At 72.9% G+C, this 19924-nt stretch carries 19 protein-coding genes; 6 read left to right on the plus strand and 13 right to left on the minus strand.

Annotated elements, in window-relative coordinates; all coding sequences use genetic code 11:
• Positions 1-14 precede the first annotated feature (14 nt).
• Positions 15-764 (minus strand): FadR/GntR family transcriptional regulator, encoded by a 750-nt coding sequence (locus JOD46_RS02975; protein WP_204391554.1) that lies wholly within the window; start codon positions 762-764, stop codon positions 15-17.
• Between the two features lie 114 nt (positions 765-878).
• Here JOD46_RS02975 and JOD46_RS02980 point away from each other — a divergent pair, with 114 nt between their 5' ends.
• On the plus strand, positions 879-1355 hold the full coding sequence (locus tag JOD46_RS02980) for a DUF1707 SHOCT-like domain-containing protein (RefSeq protein WP_204391555.1): 477 nt from the start codon (positions 879-881) through the stop codon (positions 1353-1355).
• A 42-nt stretch (positions 1356-1397) separates the two neighbouring features.
• Here JOD46_RS02980 and JOD46_RS02985 read toward each other — a convergent pair whose 3' ends face one another.
• Positions 1398-2468 (minus strand): NYN domain-containing protein, encoded by a 1071-nt coding sequence (locus JOD46_RS02985; protein WP_204391556.1) that lies wholly within the window; start codon positions 2466-2468, stop codon positions 1398-1400.
• A gap of 99 nt (positions 2469-2567) precedes the next feature.
• Between JOD46_RS02985 and uraD the strand changes: the two genes are divergently transcribed.
• Genes uraD through pucL form a run of 3 tightly spaced genes read left to right on the plus strand, consistent with a single transcriptional unit; the run spans position 2568 to position 4410 of the window.
• On the plus strand, positions 2568-3125 hold the full coding sequence (gene uraD, locus JOD46_RS02990; protein WP_204391558.1) for a 2-oxo-4-hydroxy-4-carboxy-5-ureidoimidazoline decarboxylase: 558 nt from the start codon (positions 2568-2570) through the stop codon (positions 3123-3125).
• Positions 3122-3460 carry a hydroxyisourate hydrolase gene (gene uraH / locus JOD46_RS02995; protein ID WP_204391559.1) on the plus strand — a complete coding sequence of 113 codons (339 nt, stop codon included), beginning with the start codon at positions 3122-3124 and terminating at the stop codon, positions 3458-3460. The genes uraD and uraH overlap by 4 nt, the downstream gene beginning before the upstream one ends.
• 44 nt (positions 3461-3504) lie before the next feature.
• Complete coding sequence (gene pucL / locus JOD46_RS03000) at positions 3505-4410, plus strand: factor-independent urate hydroxylase (RefSeq protein ID WP_204391560.1); 906 nt, start codon at positions 3505-3507, stop codon at positions 4408-4410.
• 38 nt (positions 4411-4448) lie between these two features.
• Here the strand turns inward: pucL and JOD46_RS03005 are convergent, their stop codons facing one another.
• Together JOD46_RS03005 and JOD46_RS03010 are read right to left on the minus strand one after the other, a co-directional pair.
• Positions 4449-5420 carry a serine hydrolase domain-containing protein gene (locus tag JOD46_RS03005; protein ID WP_204391561.1) on the minus strand — a complete coding sequence of 324 codons (972 nt, stop codon included), beginning with the start codon at positions 5418-5420 and terminating at the stop codon, positions 4449-4451.
• Positions 5421-5538: 118 nt separating this feature from the next.
• Positions 5539-6492 (minus strand): 2-hydroxyacid dehydrogenase, encoded by a 954-nt coding sequence (locus tag JOD46_RS03010; RefSeq protein ID WP_204391562.1) that lies wholly within the window; start codon positions 6490-6492, stop codon positions 5539-5541.
• Between the two features lie 59 nt (positions 6493-6551).
• Between JOD46_RS03010 and JOD46_RS03015 the strand changes: the two genes are divergently transcribed.
• Positions 6552-7118 (plus strand): hypothetical protein, encoded by a 567-nt coding sequence (locus tag JOD46_RS03015; protein WP_204391563.1) that lies wholly within the window; start codon positions 6552-6554, stop codon positions 7116-7118.
• Positions 7119-7135: 17 nt separating this feature from the next.
• On the opposite strand, the gene JOD46_RS03020 is transcribed toward JOD46_RS03015, so the two are convergent.
• From JOD46_RS03020 to JOD46_RS03040, 5 genes are all read right to left on the minus strand, one after another.
• Positions 7136-8578: a rhamnulokinase gene (locus tag JOD46_RS03020; protein WP_204391564.1), complete on the minus strand. Its 1443-nt coding sequence runs from the start codon at positions 8576-8578 to the stop codon at positions 7136-7138.
• Positions 8579-8765: 187 nt separating this feature from the next.
• Complete coding sequence (locus JOD46_RS03025; protein ID WP_204391565.1) at positions 8766-10802, minus strand: bifunctional aldolase/short-chain dehydrogenase; 2037 nt, start codon at positions 10800-10802, stop codon at positions 8766-8768.
• Positions 10799-11899 (minus strand): alpha/beta hydrolase fold domain-containing protein, encoded by a 1101-nt coding sequence (locus JOD46_RS03030; protein WP_307834883.1) that lies wholly within the window; start codon positions 11897-11899, stop codon positions 10799-10801. Before JOD46_RS03030 ends, JOD46_RS03025 begins: the two co-directional genes overlap by 4 nt.
• Before the next feature lie 66 nt (positions 11900-11965).
• On the minus strand, positions 11966-13123 hold the full coding sequence (gene rhaI / locus JOD46_RS03035) for an L-rhamnose isomerase (RefSeq protein WP_372432734.1): 1158 nt from the start codon (positions 13121-13123) through the stop codon (positions 11966-11968).
• 5 nt (positions 13124-13128) lie between these two features.
• Positions 13129-13533: an L-rhamnose mutarotase gene (locus JOD46_RS03040; RefSeq protein ID WP_204391568.1), complete on the minus strand. Its 405-nt coding sequence runs from the start codon at positions 13531-13533 to the stop codon at positions 13129-13131.
• A 128-nt stretch (positions 13534-13661) separates the two neighbouring features.
• Between JOD46_RS03040 and JOD46_RS03045 the strand changes: the two genes are divergently transcribed.
• Positions 13662-14693 carry a LacI family DNA-binding transcriptional regulator gene (locus JOD46_RS03045; RefSeq protein WP_204391570.1) on the plus strand — a complete coding sequence of 344 codons (1032 nt, stop codon included), beginning with the start codon at positions 13662-13664 and terminating at the stop codon, positions 14691-14693.
• Here the strand turns inward: JOD46_RS03045 and JOD46_RS03050 are convergent.
• The 4 genes from JOD46_RS03050 to JOD46_RS03065 form a co-directional block, all read right to left on the minus strand.
• Positions 14690-15712, minus strand: coding sequence for a hypothetical protein (locus tag JOD46_RS03050; RefSeq protein ID WP_204391572.1), 1023 nt, complete (start codon positions 15710-15712; stop codon positions 14690-14692). The genes JOD46_RS03045 and JOD46_RS03050 overlap by 4 nt on opposite strands.
• A 177-nt stretch (positions 15713-15889) precedes the next feature.
• Positions 15890-17530, minus strand: a complete 1641-nt coding sequence (locus JOD46_RS03055; protein ID WP_307834884.1) for a M20/M25/M40 family metallo-hydrolase — start codon at positions 17528-17530, stop codon at positions 15890-15892.
• Between the two features lie 287 nt (positions 17531-17817).
• Entirely contained in the window at positions 17818-19269 is a 1452-nt protein-coding gene (locus tag JOD46_RS03060) for an MFS transporter (protein WP_204391574.1), read from the minus strand.
• Positions 19270-19274: 5 nt separating this feature from the next.
• Positions 19275-19736, minus strand: a complete 462-nt coding sequence (locus tag JOD46_RS03065) for a MarR family winged helix-turn-helix transcriptional regulator (protein ID WP_204391576.1) — start codon at positions 19734-19736, stop codon at positions 19275-19277.
• Between the last annotated feature and the right edge of the window lie 188 nt (positions 19737-19924).

A 19924-nucleotide genomic window follows, 5' to 3' on the forward strand; every position in this document is an offset into this window, starting at 1 on the left:
TTCCTGCGATGGGGTCAGTGCGGCGCCGCGGCGCCGCGGTCGGCGTCGGGCGAGATCTCGGCGTAGTAGCCGGCGATGTGGTCGTTGATGCGGGCGCGCGCGGCCGCGGGATCGGCGGCGCGGACGGCCTCGAGGATGCCGCGGTGCTCGCGGCGCAGCCGGGCCGCGGTCGCGCGCCAGTCGGCGATGCGCGCGCTGCCGGCGAGGGCGTATCCCTCGATGCCGCTGCGCAGGCCCGCCATCGTCGCGGTGATCACCTGGTTGCCCGACGCCTCGGCGAGGGCGAGGTGGAACGCGGCGTCGAGCGCGAGGAACTCGGCGCGGTCGAGCGAGGGGTCGTCCATGGCGTCGAGCAGTCGTTCGACCGCGGCGAGGTCGGCACGGGCGGATGCCGCGGCGAGGTCGCCCGCGACGTGCGCCTCGAGCACGAGCCGCGTCTCGACGATGTCGCGGACCGGGAAGCCGTTCGCGGCGACCTGCAGGCGCATGAGTGCGCTCATGCCTCCCGCGGGAGTGGCGATGATGATGGCGCCGGCCGTCGGGCCCGAACCGGTGTGGGTGCGGATGAGGCCGAGCACCTCGAGCACGCGGAGCGCCTCGCGCACGCTCGACCGGCCGACGCCGAGGTCGGCGGCCAGCGCTCGCTCGCCGGGGAGCCGGTCGCCGGGGGCGAGGTCGCCGTCGAGCAGCCGGCGCTCGACGTGCTCGAGCACGGCCTCCCAGGCGCGGGGCTCGATCGAGCGGGCGGATGCCTCGTCGCCCATGTCGCTCCCTCCGTCGCGCGCTGTGGTCTGACCACACTAGCAGATGTGGTCAGACCACAGGATGCGGGGCTTTCGTCACTTCCCCGCGCCAACCGGCTCGGGCAGGCTGATGGGATGAGCGGCTACGCGTACCCTGATCGACCCGAGGAACGGCTGAGCAACTCCGAGCGGGAGGAGGCGGTCGCGCGACTCTCCGAGGCTCAGATCGAAGGACGGCTCACGCCCGCCGAATACGACCAGCGCGCCGCGTCGGCGCGCGCGGCGGCCACGCGGGGCGACCTCGCCCCGCTCTTCGCCGACCTTCCCGATGCGGCCCCGGCCGCGGCATCCGCACCGACCCTCCTCGGCGGGCCCGGCATGGTGCCGCCGCCGTCGGCCGGCACGCTGCCCGCTCCGGCGCGCACGTCGCGAGCGCTCGGCGGTCGCGTCGGCGACACGATCATGGCCCTCACGCCGTTCATCGCGCTCGGACTGTTCTTCTGGTTCGGCTTCGCGGGCGGCTTCGCCTGGTCGTGGCTGTGGTTCCTGATCATCCCGATCGCGGCGATCATCATCTACGGGCCGGGCGGCAAGCCCGACTCGGAGCGCTGAGCGGCTCGCTCGCGGCTCGGCCGTCGGTCCCGGCGGCGCGGGTCAGGCCTTCTTCGGACGGATGCGCACGCGGTTGTTGCCGGGCGTCTCATCGAGCTCGACCACGCCGCCGCGCGACTTGAGGAAGTCGGTGAACGTCGGGAAGCCGAGCCGGCGCTCCTGGAACGACGGGTCCATGCGCAGCATCTGGTTCTTGACCGCGCTCGAGTCCTGCCACTCCTGGTCGTTCTTCGCGCGCAGCAGCTCGAGCGCCTTGAGGAGCAGGCGGCCGGGATTGCGCGTCGTGCCGGCCGCGGCGTCGCTGACGGCGCCCGACTCGTCGGGGGCGACGAACTGCACGGCTCGTGGTGAGCTCGGGGGAGCCGAGGCCTCCTTCGACGCCGGGGCCCCGCTCTCGGCCTCGGCTGCGGCGACCTCCGTCACGGTCTTCGACGATGCGCGTCGGCGACGCGCGGGGGCCGCCTGCGGCGCAGCCGCCTCGGGCGTACCGTTCGATGCCTTCGAGTCGGAGCCGCGCTGCGCGACCTCGTCCTCGTCGTCGCGCACCGCGGCATCCGTCGCCAGCAGGGCGTCGTAGTCGGCGTACTCGTCGCATGCGGCCGTCAGTGCCCGGCTCGTGCCGCCGGCCACGCCGATGCCGACCACGTACCGTCCGAGCTTCTTGGTCTTCTGGGCGAGTGCCACGTAGTCGGAGTCGCCCGCCACGATCACGATGTGCGAGAGGTTCTCGATGAGGAACAGGTCCTCGATGGCGTCGACCGAGAGGCGGATGTCGGCGCCGTTCTTCGTCGCCGACAGCGGGAAGAGCTGCACGAGGTCGACCGCGCGGTCGATGAGCTGGTTGCGGTAGCTCGCGTTCACCGGCGTGGACCAGTCGGCGTACGCGCGCGCGATCGCGATCGTGCCGAACGTCGCGGCGAAGTCGAGCACCGCATCGATGTCGACCGTCGCCTGCTGCAGCCGCTTCCACGCCTGCGTGTTCGGCTGCACGACCTTGGTGCGGCTCGTGTCCTTGCGGTACGCGCCCTCGCCGTGGAGCTGGTCGTAGCGCGAGATCACGATGTTGTCGAAGTCGAAGTAGAGCGCGACCCGGGGTTCTGCCGTTGCGGCCATGTCGACCTTCCGTCGGGGTTCCCCTCGATCGTAGGCCGCGCGCGGCACCGGGCGACAGGCGCCGCACCGGCATGGTCCCGGGCGGTCCGGCATGGCAGCATGGACGCACGCCGCACCGCTGCGGCGGGGGAGGAGCCGCAGTTGGGCGACGGCACCCTGGCGGGCGAGCGGTTCCGCGAACAGCTCCGCGCGTGCCTGCATGTCGAGCGGTGGGTCGACGAGGTGGTGGATGGCGCGCCCTACGGCTCGCTCGACGAGCTCCTCGCGGCGGCGTCCGCGGCGGCGACCCCGCTCTCCCGCGCCGAGATCGACGAGGCGCTGGGCGCACACCCGCGCATCGGCGAGCGACCCGCCGGAGACGGCCCGGCCGCGCAGTTCTCGCGCGCGGAGCAGTCGTCGGCCGACGCCGACGACGCCGCGCTCGCCGCCGCCGTCGCGGCCGGCAACCGGGCGTACGAGTCCCGGTTCGGCCGCGTCTTCCTGATCCGCGCCGCCGGCCGCTCGCGCGCCGAGATCCTCGCCGAGCTCTCGCGGCGCCTCGAGCTCGACGAGGAGCGCGAGCTCGTGGCGGTCGGCGAGCAGCTCCGCGAGATCGCCCGGCTGCGCCTCGAGCAGACGTTCGCCGACGCGCATGCGCCGATCGGGGCCGCGGCATGAGCGCGCGCAGCCACGTCACGACGCACGTGCTCGACGCCGCGCTCGGTCGGCCGGCGGTGGGCGTGCCGGTCCGGCTCGACCGCCTCGCCGACGAGGACTGGGCCGAGATCGCCGCCGCCACCACCGACGACGACGGCCGCGCGTCGCAGCTCGGCCCCGAGGCGCTCGCGGCGGGCGTGTACCGCGTGGTCTTCGACACGCGCGCCTACTTCGGGGATCGGCCGACGTTCTACCCCGAGGTCGTGATCGTCTTCGAGCTCGCCGACGCGTCCGAGCACTACCACGTGCCGCTGCTGCTCAGTCCGTACGCCTACTCGACGTACCGGGGCAGCTGAGGCCGGCGGACAGGCGGCGCGACGGCGATCGGAAGGAGCAGCGGATGGCGATCATCCTCGGGGACCACCAGTACGGGAAGGCCGAGAACCGCATCGTGCGGATCGTCCGCGACGCGCCGCGCCATGAGATCCGCGACGTCAACGTCTCGACGGCGCTGCGCGGCGACTTCGCCGCCGCGCATCTCGTCGGCGACCAGGCGAACGTGCTGCCCACCGACACCCAGAAGCAGACGGCGTATGCGTTCGCGAAGCGGCTCGGCCGGGACTCGATCGAGGAGTACGGGCTCGCGCTGGCCCGCCACTTCGTCGACGAGGTGTCGCCCGTCACGGGCGCGCGGATCGAGATCGAGGACTTCGCGTGGACCCGCGCGGTCGTCGACGGGGTCGAGCACGACCACACCTGGGTTCGGAACGGGCAGGAGGTCCGCACCGCGTCGGTCACGGTCGAGGGCCGCGGCGACGCGCAGCGCGCGTGGGTCACGGGCGGGCTCAAGGACCTCGTCATCCTGAAGTCGACCGGCTCCGAGTTCCGCGGCTTCTACGAGGACGAGTTCACGATCCTCGAGCCGACCACCGATCGCGTGATGGCGACCTCGCTCACGGCGAGGTGGCGATTCGGCACGACGCAGGTCGCCTGGGACGAGCTCTACGCCGGCGTGCGCTCCATCCTCGTCGACCGCTTCGCGCTCGTGCACTCGCTCGCGCTCCAGCAGACGCTCTACGAGATGGGCCGGGCCGTGCTCGAGGCGCACGAGGCGATCGTGGAGATCCGGCTGTCGGCCCCGAACAAGCACCACTTCCTCTACGACCTCGGGCGCTTCGGCCTGACCAACCACGGCGAGGTGTACCACGCCGACGACCGCCCCTACGGACTCATCCAGGCCAGCGTGACGCGGGATGACGCGCCGGACCCCGGGCCGGCCTGGCACCAGTACACCGGCCTGGTCTGACCGCGCCGCCGACGCCGACAGGTTCGACGGATCAGCGGTCAGGCGGCCGCGGCCACCGCGTTGTGCAGTTCGTCGCCGTCGATGCCGAGGCGGCCGACGCCGCCGCCGACGTTCGTGAGCAGCACGAAGCAGACGCCGAGCGACGGGGTGATCCAGAACTCGGTACCGGCCCAGCCGCCGTGGCCGTATGTGTCGCGGGCGAGCAGGCCCGGCGCGGAGTGGCGCAGGTTCCACGTGAAGCCCCAGTCCTGCCCGCGCGACTCGGGATACGGTTCGAGTTTCGGCAGCCCCGCCGTGATCGGGCGGCGCATCGCCTCGCTCGTCACGCGGGCGACGAGCGATCCGTCGTCGCGCAGCAGCGCGCTGCCGACCGCGAGCAGGTCCGCGGCGCGCGCGAACAGCCCGGCGCCCGGATGGCGCAGCGACGCGAACCGCGGCCAGTCCAGGCCCTGCTCGGCGGCCTCGACCGGCGCGTGCGGCGAGGCGTCGGCGTCGAAGGTGAGGCCCGCGGCATCCGCTCGTTCGCCGACCTGCGCGACCGCCCGCTCCCAGGGCGCGCCCGAGGCGTCCTCGATGAGCGCGGCGATGCCCTCGAACGCGATCGTCGAGTAGCGCGAGGCGGTGCCCGCCGCGAAGTCGCGGCCGGGCGCGAGCAGCGATGGCCGCAGGCCCCGGGGCGTGTCGAGGGGCGGCTCGACGATGCCCGAGGTGTGGCTCGCGAGGTGGCGCAGCCGCACGACGTCGTCGCGGCCGGCGCCGAACGACGGGATGGCGCGGGTCAGCGGCGTGTCGGGCGTGAGCCGGCCCTGCTCGACCAGGTGCAGGGCGGCGAGCCCGACGATCGGCTTCGTGATCGAGAACAGCGGATAGTGGTCGTCGACGGAGGCCGCGCCGAACGCGTCGAGCGCGGCGACCCCGTCGGCCGTCGCGACGCCGAGCACGGCGGTCGGCAGGGGGCCCTGCTCGACGTGGCGGCGGACCCAGTCGAACGCGTGGTCGAACTGCGGCATCGGGGAGTTCCTCTCTGGTCGCTGGGGTGGTGCGTTCCCGTCGCGAGGGGGTCGTTTCGCGACATCCGTTCGACTGCGGCGCGGCGCGGATGTCGCGAGGTGACCCCTGCGCAGCGGGTCAGGTGCGCAGCACGACGTTGCGCGGCGCGTCGCCGCGCGACATCCGCACGATCTGCTCGCGCAGCAGCCGCGCCATGCGCGGCATCATCGCGGTCGTGGCGCCGCCGACGTGCGGTAAGACGAGCACGTTCGGCAGCGCGAACAGCGGATGGCCCTCGGGCAGCGGCTCGGGGTCGGTGACGTCGAGCGCGAAGCGCAGCCGGCCCGAGCGCGCCTCGGCGAGGATCGCGTCGGTGTCGGCGACCGGGCCGCGGGCGACGTTCACGACCAGCGCGCCGTCGGGCAGCGCCGCGAGGAATCCCGCGTCGACCAGGCGCGTGGTCGACTGGTCGAGGGGCACGACCACGATCACGATCTCGGCCCGGGGCAGCAGCTCCGCGAGCTCGTCGATGCCGTGCACGTGCCCGTGTTCGTCGTCGCGGGCCCGGCGGGCGACGCGGGTCAGCTCGACCTCGAACGGGGCGAGCCGCGCCTCGATCGCGCGGCCGACGCCGCCGTAGCCGAGGAGCAGCACGCGCCGGTCGGCGAGGCTCGCGTGGCGCGCGGGCGCCCAGCGCCCCTCCGCCGCCGCACGCACGAAGTCGGGCAGGCCGCGCTGCGCCGCGATCGCGAGGCCGACCGCGAGCTCGGCGGTCGAGGTCTCGTGCACCGACGCCGCGTTCGCGAACACGTGCCCCGGCGGCAGTGCATCCGGGATGTCGTCGTAGCCGATCGACTGCGACTGCACGAGCCCGACCTCGAGGCCCGCGAGCGCGCCGAGCCGGTCGGCGGCGCCCATGTACGGCGGCACGACGATGTCGATGCGGCGGCCGGCGGTCGCGGCCGGCGGCGGGCCCGCGAGATCCCACTCGACGAGTTCGACGTCCTCGGGCACACCGCCGGGCGTCTGCTCCAGCGCGCGACGCAGGGTCGCGCCGGGCACGGTCACGAGGAGGGGTCGGGTTCCGGTCATGCCTCGATCCTTCCAGAGCGGATGTCGCGCGGCCGGGCCGCGCTGGTACGGTGACGCGCATGGACGAGGCCGCCGCAGCCGAGCACGCCGGGAGCCGCGCCGGGCGCCGCGGCGTGCGTCGTCACCGCCACGACCGCCCCGTCGACGAGCGCGCCGAGGCCCTGAAGGAACGCGTCTACGCGACCTTCACGGGCCTCGCGATCGTGCTCGTGCAGCACTCCAACGTCGAGCACGTGAGCGCGCCGCGCGCCGCCGTCACCCTGCTCGTCGGCATCGTCGCGATCACCGCGGCCGGCTTCGTGGCCGACGTGATCGCGCACCTGGCCGTGCACGCCGCGTTCCCCGACCGCGACGAGCTCGGCCGGATGCTCCGCATCGCGGGCTCGGCCATCGCCTCGGCGGGCGTGCCGCTGATCCTGCTCGCGCTCGCCGCGTTCGGGGTGTTCGGCCTCGAGGGCGCGCTGCGCGCCGCGTCGATCGTTTACCTCGTGACGCTGGGCCTCATCGGGTACGTGGCCGTGCGCCGCACGCGAGTGGCGTGGTGGAAGCAGCTCATCGCGCTCGGCGCGCTCGTCGCGCTCGGCCTCGCGGTGGTGCTGCTGCAGCAGCTCGCACACGGGCACTGACGCGTCCCCGGTCCCGCTCAGCGGCCCGACGGCTCGTAGCGCACGGGCGGGAACGCCCGTGCGACGAGTGCGCGCAGCGACTCGAGGTCGCCCGCGACGAGGCCCTGCGCGCGCGCCTGCACGAGCACGTTGCCGATCGCGGTCGCCTCGACCGGTCCGGCGAGCACCGGCAGGCCCGAGCGGTCGGCCGTGCGCCGGCACAGCAGCTCGTTGAGCGCGCCGCCGCCGACGACGTGGATGGTCTCGACATCCACGCCCGAGCGCACCGACGCGGTGCGCACGGTCTGCGCGAACGCCTCGGCGAGGCTCTCGACGATCGAGCGCGCGAACTCGGCCCGCGTCTGCGGCACCGGCGCGTCGTGCTCGCGGCACCACTCGGCGATGCGGCCCGGCAGGTCGCCGGGCGCGAGGAAGCGCGGGTCGTTCGCGTCGAACACGGCGACGGGGTCGGTGACGGATGCCGCGGCCGCGAGCAGCGCGGGCAGGTCGATCGCCTCGCCGTCCCGCTCCCACCAGCGCACCGACTCCGACAGGAGCCAGAGCCCCATGACGTTGTGCAGGAACCGCACCCGGCCGTCGACCCCGCCCTCGTTCGTGAAGTTCGCCTCGCGCGCGGCATCCGTCGTCACCGGATGCTCGAGCTCGACGCCCACGAGGCCCCACGTGCCGCACGAGATGTACGCGGCCGACTCGGCCCGCATCGGCACCGCGACGACGGCCGACGCGGTGTCGTGCGAGCCGACCGCGACGACCTGCACGCCCGTCGGGGCGCCGAGCTCGGCCGCGACATCCGCCCGCAGGCCGCCGAGCGCGTCGCCGGGGTCGAGGAGGGGCGCGAAGACGGATGGCGGGAGGCCGAGCGTCTCGATCAGGTCGTCGTCCCACTCGCCCGTGTCCACCGCGACGAGCCCCGTCGTCGACGCGTTCGTGCGCTCGGCGACCTTCGCGCCCGTGAGCAGGAACCCGATGAGGTCGGGGACCAGCAGCAGCGAGTCGGCGAGATCGAGCCATCCGCCGGCCTGCTCGGCCGCGAGCTGGTACACGGTGTTGAAGGGCAGGAACTGCAGGCCGTTGCGTCGGTAGAGCTCCTCGAACGGCACCCTCGCGTGCACGGCCTCGACCGCGGCCTCGTTGCGGGCGTCGCGGTAGTGGAACGGCTCGCCGAGGAGGCGGTCGCCGCGCAGCAGCCCGTAGTCGACGGCCCACGAGTCGACGCCGACCGACGCGACGCCGGGCTCGCGACGGAACGCGTCGGCGAGCCCGCGCGTGAGATCGCGGTAGAGCCCGGTGAAGTCCCAGTGCAGGCCCGACGCGAGCCGCACGGGCCCGTTCGGGAACCGCGCGACGTGCTCGAGCGCGAGCGTGCCCGCCGCCTGGTCGACGTGCCCGAGGATCACCCGTCCGCTCGTCGCGCCGAGGTCGACCGCGGCCACCGCGCCGGCGCCGTTGCTCGCGCCCATCAGGCCACCCGTTCCCGCGAGTTGCCACTTCTGCCGGGTTCTCCGGCGTCGAACCCGGCGGAACCGGCAACGCGGGCGCGAGCGGACGCGCGCGGCCAGGCCACCCAGCCCCGTGAGTTGCCACTTCTGCCGGGTTCTCCCGCGTCGAACCCGGCGGAACCGGCAACGCGACGGCGCGCCAGCCCGCTCATCGCAGGAACGCGGCGGCGACGCCGGAGTCGACCGGGATGTGCAGGCCCGTGGTGCGGCTGAGCTCGGGGCCCGTGAGCACGTACACCGCGTCGGCGACGTTCTCGGGCACGACCTCGCGCTTGAGGATGGTGCGGTTCGCGTAGAACTGGCCCAGGTCCTCCTCCTTGACTCCGTAGGTCGCGGCGCGGTTCGCGCCCCAGCCGGCGGCGAAGATGCCCGAGCCGCGCACCACGCCGTCGGGGTTGATGCCGTTCACGCGCACGCCGTGCTCGCCCAGCTCGACGGCGAGCAGACGCACTTGATGGGCCTGGTCGGCCTTGGTCGCCGAGTAGGCGATGTTGTTCGGGCCGGCGAACACCGAGTTCTTCGACGAGATGTAGATCACGTCGCCGCCCATCTTCTGCTCGATGAGCGCCTTGGCGGCGGCCTTGGCGACGAGGAACGAGCCCTTCGCCATGACGTCGTGCTGGAGGTCCCAGTCCTGCTCGGTGGTCTCGAGCAGCGGCTTCGACAGCGAGAGCCCGGCGTTGTTCACGACGAGGTCGATGCCGCCGAACGCGAGCACGGTCGCGTCGATCGCGGCCTGCACCCCGTTGGCGTCGGCGACGTTCGCGGCGACGCCGATCGCGACATCCGTGCCACCCAGCTCGGCCGCGGCGGCTTGGGCCTTCTCGAGGTCGAGGTCGGCGACGACCACGCACGCGCCCTCGGCCGCCAGGCGGGTCGCGATGGCCTTGCCGATCCCGGATGCCGCGCCGGTCACGAACGCGATGCGGCCCTGGTGGGTCTTCGGCTTCGGCATCCGCTGGAGCTTCGCCTCCTCGAGCGCCCAGTACTCGATGCGGAACTTCTCGGCGTCGGAGATCGGGGTGTAGGTCGAGAGCGCCTCGGCGCCGCGCATCACGTTGATCGCGTTGACGTAGAACTCGCCGGCCACGCGCGCGGTCTGCTTGTTCGCGCCGTAGCTGAACATGCCCACGCCTGGGACGAGCACGATCAGCGGGTCGGCGCCGCGGATCGCAGGGGAGTCGGCGGTCGCGTGCGCGTCGTAGTACGCCTGGTAGTCGGCGCGGTACGCCTCGTGCAGCTCCTGCAGGCGCGCGAGCTGCTCCTCGAGCGTCGCCGTCGCCGGCAGGTCGAGGATCATCGGCTTGACCTTGGTGCGCAGGAAGTGGTCGGGGCAGCTGGTGCCGAGCGCCGCGAGCTCGGGCGCCCGCACGGACGCGAGGAAGTCGAGCACGACGTCGGAGTCGGTGTAGTGGCCGACCATCGGCTTGTCGGTCGAGGCGAGGCCCCGGATGGTGGGGGCGAGCGCCGCGGCGCGCGCGTGCCGCTCGGCCTCGGGCAGCGCCTCGAAGCCGGCGCGGACGCCGCCGAACGGGTCGGCCTTGCCGTGCTCGGCGATGTACGCGGCGGCGGTGTCGATGATCCAGAGCGAGTTCCGCTCCGACTCCTCCGACGTGTCGCCCCACGCGGTGATGCCGTGACCGCCGAGGATGCAGCCGATCGCGGCAGGGTTGGCGGCCTTGATCTCGGCGATGTCGAGCCCGAGCTGGAAGCCGGGGCGCCGCCACGGCACCCAGACGACCTTCTCGCCGAAGATCCTCGCGGTGAGCTGCTCGCCGTCGGCCGCGGTCGCGATCGCGATCCCGCTGTCGGGGTGCAGGTGGTCGACGTGCGCGGCGTCGACGAGGCCGTGCATGGCGGTGTCGATCGAGGGCGCGGCACCGCCCTTGCCGTGCAGGCAGTAGTCGAACGCGGCGACCATCTCGTCCTCGCGGTCGACGCCGGGGTAGACGTCCACGAGCGCGCGCATCCGGTCGAGGCGGAGCACCGCGAGCCCGGCCTCCTTCAACGTACCGAGGTCGCCGCCGGAGCCCTTGACCCACAGCAGCTCGACGGGCTCGCCCGTGACCGGGTCGACGTCGGTGCCCTTCGCGGACGTGTTCCCGCCCGCGTAGTTCGTGTTCTTCGGCTCGGCGCCGAGGCGGTTCGACCGCGCGATGAGGTCGGCAGGAGCCTGGTTGGTCATGGGGTGAGTCCTTCGGTGGTGCGGAGGGTGGTCTGGGTTCTCGAGTGGGCGATCTTGGCGCTGTCGGCGATCGCCGGACCGCCAAGATCGCCCACTCGTGAAGGGGGTGTACGCGCAGCGCTCGTCTCGAGGTCGGCGGCCCAGCGCACGACCCGGTCGACGGTGACGGATGCCGCGGGCTCGCTCGGGCGGTTCAGGTGCCCGTGCTCGGTGCCGGGTTCGGTCACGACCTCGACGGGCACGGATGCCGCGGCGAGCGTCGCCGCGAACGCCTCACCCGAGACCCGCAGCTCGTCGGCCTCGCCGTTGACCATGAGCACGGGCGGGAAGCCGCTGAGGTCGGCGGGCGCCGCGAGGCCCGGCACAGCGGGCAGCGGCGCACCGTCGACCGGGCCGCCGAGGTAGTTCTCGTACATGGCGCGCACGACGTCGGGTCCGAAGCGATCGGCGACCGGGTTCGCGTCGAGCAGCGCCCGCAGCGCGGCATCCGGCGCCGGTTGCACCGCGAGCAGCGTGGGGTAGGCGATGAACACGCCGGCCGGAAGCGGTCCGGACGGCGCGGGACCGGCAGCAGGCGGGGGAGTGAGGGCCGCCGACGGGGCGCGCGTCTCCGGCGCGGCCTCGGGTGTCGCGCCGGGCGCAGGCGCCCCGCCGGCGGAGTCGGAGTGGGTGGGATGGCCGAGCAGTCGGAGCACGGTGCCGGTCACGAGGTTGGCGCCGGCGCTCGCGCCGCCGGCGAGCAGGCGCGACGGGTCGACGCCGAGCTCGTCGGCGTTCGCGAGGGCCCAGCGCCAGGCCGCGAGCACGTCGTCGGACCCGGCCGGGTAGCGCCCTGCGGCGTCGACGGCGAGCCGGTAGTCGATCGAGACGACGGTGAGGCCTCGCGCGGCGAAGGCACGGGCGACCCAGTCGGCCTCGGGCATGTCGAGGTCGCCCGCGGCGAACCCGCCGCCGTGCGCCCAGACGAGCCCGGCCGTGGGCCGTGCGGCCGCGGCATCCGCCGGGTACACCCGGACCAGGCCGTCGGCCGCGCCGTACGGCGCCTGCTGCGTCATCCGCTCGCCTTTCTCGATCGTCTCGGTGGAATCGTGTGACACGCGAGTGGGCGATCCTGGCGAGGTCCCGGGGGCTGAGGCCGCCAGGATCGCCCACTCGAGAGGGGGTTACGCGCCCCAGCCGGCCTGCACGCCGCCGACGCGTTCCTCGGCGATCCGCTGCAGGTACCCGGATGCCGCGAACGCCGCCATCGGGTCGGCGGGCAGGCCGCGCGACTCGCGCCACTGCGCGAGGGCGGGGCGGACGTCGGTGTAGAACGCGTCCATGAAGATGCGGTTCGCCTCGAGCACGTCGCCCGAGACCTGCGCGGCGCGCAGCGCGTCGGTGTCGACGAGCAGCGCCCGCGCGGTCATCTCCTGCACGTTCAGCACCGAGCGGATCTGGCCCGGGATCTTGTCCTCGACGTTGTGGCACTGGTCGAGCATGAACGCGACATCCGGATGGTTCAGGCCGCCGCCGCGCGCGACCTCGAACACGATGCGGAACAGCTGGAACGGGTCGGCCGCACCCACGATGAGGTCGTCGTCGGCGTAGAAGCGCGAGTTGAAGTCGAACGAGCCGAGCTTGCCGAGGCGCAGCAGCTGCATGACGATGAACTCGATGTTCGTGCCGGGCGCGTGGTGGCCCGTGTCGAGGCAGACCATCGCCCTGTCCCCGAGCGCCGCGACCTGCGCGTAGCTCGTGCCCCAGTCGGGCACGTCGGTGTGGTAGAACGCCGGCTCGAAGAACTTGTACTCGAGCACGAGGCGCTGCTCGTCGCCGAGGCGCGCGTAGATCTCGGCGAGCGACTCGTGCAGGCGGTCCTGGCGGCCGCGCAGGTCGGCCTGGCCCGGGTAGTTCGAGCCCTCGGCGAGCCAGATCTTCAGGTCGCGGCTGCCGGTCGCGTGCATGATGTCGATGCACTCGAAGTGGTGGTCGATGGCCTTGCGGCGTACCGCCGGATCCTCGTGGGTGAGGGCGCCGAACTTGTAGTCGTCGTCCTGGAAGGTGTTCGAGTTGATCGTGCCGAGCGAGACGCCCAGGTCCTCGGCGTGCGTGCGCAGGTCGTCGTAGGAGTCGACCTTGTCCCACGGGATGTGCAGCGCGACGGTCGGCGCGAGCGCGGTGTACTGGTGCACCTGCGCGGCATCCGCGATCTTCTCGTACGGGTCGCGCGGGGTGCCCGGCGTTGCGAACACCTTGAAGCGGGTGCCCGAGTTGCCGAACGCCCAGCTGGGGAGCTCGATCGACTGCAGCTCGAGCTGGTCGAGGACGGTCTGTGGAATGGTGCTCACTGGTCGCTGCTTTCTGTGCGGGTGGTGCCGGATGTCGCGTGGTCGGCGCCGAGCGCCGCGAGCTGGTCTTCGAGGTGGAACACCTCGGGAAGGCGCGGGGCGCCCTGGTCGGGTCGGTCGCCGTCGAGCGAGACGAAGAACCCCGCCATCTCGGCCTCCCAGGGTGCGGTGCGCGGGTCGTTCGCGAGTGCGACCTGCGCGGCCTCGTCGTCGTCGACCTCGTAGTAGCCGATGAGCAGGCCGTCCTGGCGGAGGAAGAGCGAGTAGTTGCGCCGGCCGGATGCCTCGATGGCGCGGAGCATGTCGGGCCACACAGCGGCGTGCCGCTCGCGGTAGTCGTCGAGGCGCCCGGGGTCGACCTGCAGCTGGAAGCAGACCCGCTGCGTCGTGCCTGTGCTCATCGTCGAGCTCTCCGTTCGTCGTGAATCGTTTCAAAGCATACGACACGGAACGGCGGTTCGCAACGGGAAGGCGATTTCCCGGCGAACGTTCGCCGGCGACTCGTAGACTCCGACGGGAGGGAGTCGAGATGGCGATCAGCGTGCGCGACGTCGCGGCCGCGGCATCCGTGTCGGTCGGCACCGTGTCGAACGTGCTGAACCGCCCCGACAAGGTCTCGCCCGAGACCGTCGCCCGGGTGCTCGCCGCCATCGACGAGCTCGGCTTCGTGCGCAACGACGCCGCGCGGCAGCTGCGCGCCGGTCGGAGTCGCTCGATCGGCCTCGTCGTGCTCGACGTGCGCAACCCGTTCTTCACGGATGTCGCGCGCGGCGCCGAGGACCGCGCGGCCGAGGACGGCCTGACGATCCTGCTCGGCAACAGCGACGACAACCCCGACCGCGAGCGCGCCTACCTCGACCTGTTCGAGGAGCAGCGCGTGCACGGCGTGCTCGTCTCGCCGCTGGCCGACGACCTGCCTCGCCTCGAACGGCTTCGAGCCCGCGGCGTGCCGGTCGTGCTCGTCGACCGCGAGGCCGCCGACCGCAGCTTCTCGTCGGTCGCGGTCGACGACGTCGTGGGCGGCGGGCAGGCCGTGCGGCACCTGATCGAGTCGGGTCGCCGGCGCATCGCGTTCGTGGGCGGGCCCACGAGCATCCGGCAGGTCGCCGATCGACTGGAGGGCGCCCGCCGCGCCGCGGCCGAGACGCCCGGCGTGACGCTCGAGGTCATCGAGACCGAGTCCACCACGGTGCTCGAGGGCCGCGCGGCCGGCGAGCGCATCCGCAGCCGCGCGCCGGAGGAGCGCCCTGACGCGGTGTTCGCCGCGAACGACCTGCTCGCCATGGGGGTGCTGCAGGCGCTCGTGATGCTCGGCGACGCGCGAGTGCCCGACGACATCGCGCTCATCGGCTACGACGACATCGACTTCGCGCAGGCGGCGGTCGTGCCGCTCTCCTCCATCCGGCAGCCGGCGTGGCTGATCGGGTACACCGCGGTCGACCTGCTGCTGCGCGAGGCGCGCCAGGGCGACGAGTTCGTACCCGAGCAGGTGCAGTTCCAGCCCGAGCTCGTCGTGCGCGAGTCGACGCCGCGCAGCGCCGCGGGAGCCGCGGGCCGCTAGGCCGATCCGGCTCCGGGAGCGTCCTGCCCCGGCGGCTGCGATCCCTCCGCGTTCCGCGCCCGGCGCACGATCGCGCGGCCGACGAGCCCGGCGACCGCGACCACGACGGCCACCACGAGTGGCGGCACGACGAGGCTCGGCATGGTCAGTGCCATCCCGAAGACGTCCACCGCGTACTCGATCATGAGCTGCGGGTCCTTGGCGAGCACCCGGCTCCCCGCGGCGTTCGAGACCCCCGTGACGAGCGCCGGAGCGACCCACAGGAGCACGAGCCCGAAAAGCGCCGCGAGCACCCGGCCGACGGTCCGCAGCCCCGCCCACGCGATCGCCGCGCCGACGATGACGGGCGGGATCCATCGCACCAGGCTCAGCGCCCACGACAGGTCGGTCGTCGGGACGAGGCCGCGCGGGGCGATCAGGCCGGTGAACCACGACACCGAGGCGACCGCGGCGATGCTCAGCCCCACGACCGCACCGGCTTTGGGCGCCGATGCCACGAGCAGCATGACGAGCACGCCGACGAGCACCGACAGCGTCGCGATCGCGACGAGCGCCGCCAGGTACAGCGTCGACTCGGAGCGCTCCTCGAGGCCCGCCTCCACCAGGACCGCGGACTGGACGACGGCGACGACCTGCACGGCCAGCAGGCCTGCGAGCGCCGCGGCGACCCCGGACCTCGGGCGCCGTGCGCGGGTCGCGCGCACGACGATGCCGGCGATCGTCGCGCCCGTCACCATGATGGCGACGATCAGGGTCAGCATGTACTGGCTGAAGGGCAGCAGCGCGATCGGCATGTCTTGCGGCAGCGTCTGCGTCGCCCAGAGGTTCTGCAGCGGCAGCCGCATGCCCGTGACGATCCAGGGCAGCAGGCCGATCAGCGCCGAGCCCACGCCGATGAGCAGGTAGGCCCACCAGGGGATGGGTCGTGGCGGCGTCAAGGGCCCGGCCGCCGTCGCGTCGTGGCGGTCGGGACGGGCATCGGATGCGGCGTCGGCGGGTCGGGTCTCAGCGGATTCCACGGCGTCTCGTCTCGTCGGTCACGGTAGGGCGTAGCGGTACGGTAGCCGCGCCGGACCCGGTGCGGCGGGATTCCGGCGCGAGCCGCGAGCCGCGAGCCGCGCTCGCGTCCTGGCCCGCGCGGACCGGCCTCCCGAGCGGGATGCTCGGGAGGCCGGTCCGTTCGGCGATTCAGCGTGTCAGCGCCGGAAGTGCGAGCCCAGGCGGTCGCCCGCGTTCGAGCCCGCGACCGGCGAGGCCTTGCCCGTGCCGTTCACCGAGCTCGTCGACATGGCGTAGGTGAGGATCGCGTGCGCGGCCGCGTCGGCCATCTCCTCGAGCGCCGTCGTGTTGATGTTGGTGATGACGCCCTCGTACTCGAGCGCGCCGCCGTACGCGGCGTTGAGCGCCTCGTACAGGCCGGCGTCGGCGCCGTCGCCGATCGGGTCCATGCTGTCGCACGGCTGGTGGTAGCACGGGTCGTACGACACCGGCTCACCGTCGAACGTCGCGAGCCCGCCGTAGAGGTCGACCTGGTCGGCCGTCTTGGCGTCCTCGGCACCCGTGAACAGGCCGCCGGCCGGGATCCCGGCGCTGATGAACGCGTCGTAGTCCGACCGTCCGTCGAACGCGGTGGGCTCCGAGGCCAGGCCCTGCGAGGCGAAGTACTCCTCGAAGGTGCGCTCGATGTGCGCGCTGCCGTTGGGGCCCGTGATGCCGAACGCGCCGCCGTCGCCGTCGTAGATGAAGCGCGCGTAGTTCGGCGAGCCGATCATGTCGAAGTTGAGGTACAGCTGGATGTCCTTCACCTCCGACTTCGAGAGCGAATCGACGTAGAACTGCGAGCCGACGAGGCCGGCCTCCTCGGCGCCCCACCACGCGAAGCGCACGGTGTTCCGCGGCTCGATGCCCAGGTCGGCCATCTGCAGCGCGGTCTCGAGCAGCGTCGCCGAGCCGGTGCCGTTGTCCTCGATGCCCGGGCCGTCGGGCACCGAGTCGAGGTGCGAACCGGCCATCACGACGCGGTCGTCGCGACCGGTCGGCGTCTCGGCGATGAGGTTCGACGTCGGGACATCGAGCTCGATGAGCGTGTCGGTCTTGAGGTGGACGACCACCTCGCCCGACTCGAGGAGCGTGGCGAGGTCGTTGCCGATCTCGAACGACGTCCCGACGACCGGGAGGTCGTCGCTGAACTGGTCGCCGAGCGTCGCGTTGAGCGTCTCGGTGCGGCCCTCCTGGCCCTCGTTGAAGATGATCACGCCGACCGCGCCGGCGTCGTACGCGTTCGCGGCCTTCACCGCGAAGTCGCACGTGCCGCGCTGCACGAGTGCGATGTTCCCGGCGGTGAAGCCGTCGAAGTCGGATGCCTCGCACCCGCTGTTCGACGTGCTCGCGGTCGCGCCCGGAGGCAGGACCAGGTCGACGGCCTCGAGCGGTGCCGTCACGTCGCCGCTGCCCGAGTACTCGGCCGTGAAGAAGTCCACGCCCGGAACATAGGTCGTCGGGTTCGGCGAGAGCTGCTCGAACTCGGGCGCCGACAGCTCGCGGAACGAGTTGAACGTGAAGTCCTGCCTCGTCACCTCGTAGCCCGCGCCGAGGAGCGCGCTCTCGATGTAGTCGATGGATGCGTCGTAGCCCGACGTGCCGCTCGCGCGCGTCCCGTCGTTGGCGTCGGCGATCCCCTGGAGGTCATCGAGATGACCCATGATCGCGTCGGCGGTCACGGCGTCGCGCAAGGCCGTCGTGTCGGTGGGCACGGCGGCGTTGGCGGTGGTCGTGGCCATGGTGATCGCGGCGGTGACCGCCACGACGCCCACGGCCGTCCTGCTGGTTCTCTTCACGGTTTCTCCCTGCGACTCTGCAGTGGTTCCGGGCCTGGTGGACCCGGCCGGATGATGCCGGCGGGCGCTGGTGCCGCACCGCCGGTCCGTCCACCCTCGTTCGGGGGGAAGTCGGAAGTCAAGGGGTCGACCCGAGAAATCGGAGGGATGGGTCCGTTCGTCGAATGCTGTCCGCGGGTTCGCTTCAGGACCCCCGGCGCTCCTGATCGAGTTGCCACTTGCGCCGGGTGTCCGTGCTCGATTCCCGGCGGAAGTGGCGACTCGAGCGCCTGGCGCGGGTGAGGCGATCAGGTGCCGGATGTCGCGGGCGCCGGCGGGCACGGCGTGGCGCGGGGTGGGCCGCCCGGGCGGTCCTTCGCGCCGGCGTGCGGCGCGGTGCGCCGGACGACGTCGACCGGCGCGGTGCGCTCGATGCCGCGGACCGGCGCGGTGCGCTCGACCACGTCGACCGGGCGCGTGACCGGCACGGCGATCGCCGCGGTCGGCGCCTCGGCGTAGGCGAGCGTGAGCCGCGGCATCCGCCCGTCGACCGGATGGCGCACCACCCGAAGGCCGCGACCGACGATGAGCCAGCCGAGGCCGACGAGCGCGGCGACGGCCGCCGCGGCGGCGGCGACGCCGAGCGCCCAGCGCGGGCCCCACGCGTTCGCGACCGCGCCCACGATCGGCGCGCCGATGGGCGTGCCGCCCGCGAGGATCGCCATGTAGATCGCCATGACGCGCCCGCGCAGCAGCGGGTCGGTCGTGGTCTGCACGTACCCGTTGGCCGTGGTGAGCATGGTGACGATCGTGAAGCCGATGAACACGGTCGACGCCGCGAAGAGCCAGTACGTCGGCATGAGCGCCGCGACCGTCGCGGCGACGCCGAAGAAGGCCACGGCGGCGATGATCACGCGGATGCGGGCCCGCTCGCGCTTGGCCGCGAGCAGCGCGCCCGTGAGCGAGCCGATCGCGAGGATCGACGACAGCAGGCCGTACTCGCCCGCGCCGCGGCCGAACTCGACGGCCATGGTCGAGGAGAAGATCGGGAAGTTCATGCCGAAGGCGCCGATGAGGAACACCATGACGAAGACGACGACGAGGTCGGGCCGGCCGGCCGCATAGCGGAAGCCCGCGGCGAACGCGCCGCGCTCACGGGGGGCCCGCGGCACGCGGCGCAGCTTCGATCCGCGCAGCTTCGCGAGGGCGACGAGCACCGCGACGAACGTGACGGCGTTGATGACGAAGACCCAGCCGGTGCCGACCAGCACGATGAGCAGGCCTGCGAGCGCCGGGCCGATCATGCGTGCGGCGTTGAAGGAGGCCGAGTTCAGCGCGACCGCGTTCGACATGTTCGACGACGACACGAGGTCGGCGACGAAGGTCTGACGGGCCGGCACGTCGATCGCGTTGGCGATGCCGAACAGGGTCGCGAAGAGGTAGAGGTGCCAGAGCTCGGCGTGGCCGAGGATCAGCAGGGCGCCGAGCGCGAGGCCGAGCAGCATCATGGCCGACTGCGTGATCATGAGGACCTTGCGGCGCTCGAAGCGGTCGGCGATGAGCCCGGTGACGGGCACGAGCAGCAGCTGCGGCGCGAACTGGAGCGCCATGGTGATGCCCACGGCGAAGGCGTCGTTGTCGGTCAGCTCGGTGAGCACGACCCAGCTCTGGGCCGTGGCCTGCATCCAGGCGCCGATGTTGGAGATGAGCGCGCCGACGAACCAGATGCGGTAGTCGACCGACGCGAGGGAGCGGAACATGGCCTTCACTGGTCGGTGAGCCTCCTGAGGATGTCGGTTGCGGCGGCGATGGTGTTCCGCTCGTCGGGGGTGAGGGTCGCGAGTCGCTTGGCGAGCCAGGCGTCGCGTCGGCGTCGGGTCTCGCGGACGATCTCGTGGCCCGCGGGGGTCGCGTGCAGCAGGATCTTGCGGCCGTCGTCGGGGGAGCCCTCGCGCACGAGCAGTCCCGACTCGACGAGGCAGTTCACGGTGCGGTTCATCGAGGGCGGGGTGACCCGCTCGAGCTCGGCGAGCCGGCCGGGGGTCAGCGGGCCCTCGCTCGCCGTCCACGCGAGCGCGGCGTACTGGGTCGCGCTGAGCTCGGTGTCGGCACGTTCCTGCCGCATGCGGCGAGCGAGCCGCATGACCGAGAGTCGCAGTTCGGTGCTCTGCTCGGCGAGCGTGGCCCGCCGCGCGCGAGCGGGTGCCGGAGCGAGGGTGTCGGTCATGTAGTTAGCATAACAAATTAGTGTGGCTAATGATTCCGGATGGCTCGGCCGCCCGCGCCGTGCCGGTGCGGAGTCGTGTCGCGCGGCGTGGATCGCCGCGCTCCGCGAGGCACGCCGAGCGCACGCCTGCAGAGCGACGGCGGCCCGACCGCGGCCGCCGCCGCCCGACATCCGCCCGCCGCGCGAGC

The sequence above is a fragment of the Agromyces aurantiacus genome (genome assembly GCF_016907355.1).
GTDB classification, from domain to species: domain Bacteria; phylum Actinomycetota; class Actinomycetes; order Actinomycetales; family Microbacteriaceae; genus Agromyces; species Agromyces aurantiacus.

What these genes read in the sequence shown, in the direction of transcription:
- uraH (WP_204391559.1), top strand. Translation starts at nt 3,122, where the DNA reads ATGAGCGCGCGCAGCCACGTCACGACGCACGTGCTCGACGCCGCGCTC.
- pucL (WP_204391560.1), top strand. Translation starts at nt 3,505, where the DNA reads ATGGCGATCATCCTCGGGGACCACCAGTACGGGAAGGCCGAGAACCGC.
- JOD46_RS03005 (WP_204391561.1), bottom strand. Translation starts at nt 5,420, where the DNA reads ATGCCGCAGTTCGACCACGCGTTCGACTGGGTCCGCCGCCACGTCGAG.
- JOD46_RS03040 (WP_204391568.1), bottom strand. Translation starts at nt 13,533, where the DNA reads ATGAGCACAGGCACGACGCAGCGGGTCTGCTTCCAGCTGCAGGTCGAC.
- JOD46_RS03045 (WP_204391570.1), top strand. Translation starts at nt 13,662, where the DNA reads ATGGCGATCAGCGTGCGCGACGTCGCGGCCGCGGCATCCGTGTCGGTC.
- JOD46_RS03015 (WP_204391563.1), top strand. Translation starts at nt 6,552, where the DNA reads ATGGACGAGGCCGCCGCAGCCGAGCACGCCGGGAGCCGCGCCGGGCGC.
- uraD (WP_204391558.1), top strand. Translation starts at nt 2,568, where the DNA reads ATGGACGCACGCCGCACCGCTGCGGCGGGGGAGGAGCCGCAGTTGGGC.
- JOD46_RS02975 (WP_204391554.1), bottom strand. Translation starts at nt 764, where the DNA reads ATGGGCGACGAGGCATCCGCCCGCTCGATCGAGCCCCGCGCCTGGGAG.
- JOD46_RS02980 (WP_204391555.1), top strand. Translation starts at nt 879, where the DNA reads ATGAGCGGCTACGCGTACCCTGATCGACCCGAGGAACGGCTGAGCAAC.
- JOD46_RS03025 (WP_204391565.1), bottom strand. Translation starts at nt 10,802, where the DNA reads ATGACCAACCAGGCTCCTGCCGACCTCATCGCGCGGTCGAACCGCCTC.
- JOD46_RS02985 (WP_204391556.1), bottom strand. Translation starts at nt 2,468, where the DNA reads ATGGCCGCAACGGCAGAACCCCGGGTCGCGCTCTACTTCGACTTCGAC.
- JOD46_RS03065 (WP_204391576.1), bottom strand. Translation starts at nt 19,736, where the DNA reads ATGACCGACACCCTCGCTCCGGCACCCGCTCGCGCGCGGCGGGCCACG.
- JOD46_RS03060 (WP_204391574.1), bottom strand. Translation starts at nt 19,269, where the DNA reads ATGTTCCGCTCCCTCGCGTCGGTCGACTACCGCATCTGGTTCGTCGGC.
- JOD46_RS03010 (WP_204391562.1), bottom strand. Translation starts at nt 6,492, where the DNA reads ATGACCGGAACCCGACCCCTCCTCGTGACCGTGCCCGGCGCGACCCTG.
- JOD46_RS03020 (WP_204391564.1), bottom strand. Translation starts at nt 8,578, where the DNA reads ATGGGCGCGAGCAACGGCGCCGGCGCGGTGGCCGCGGTCGACCTCGGC.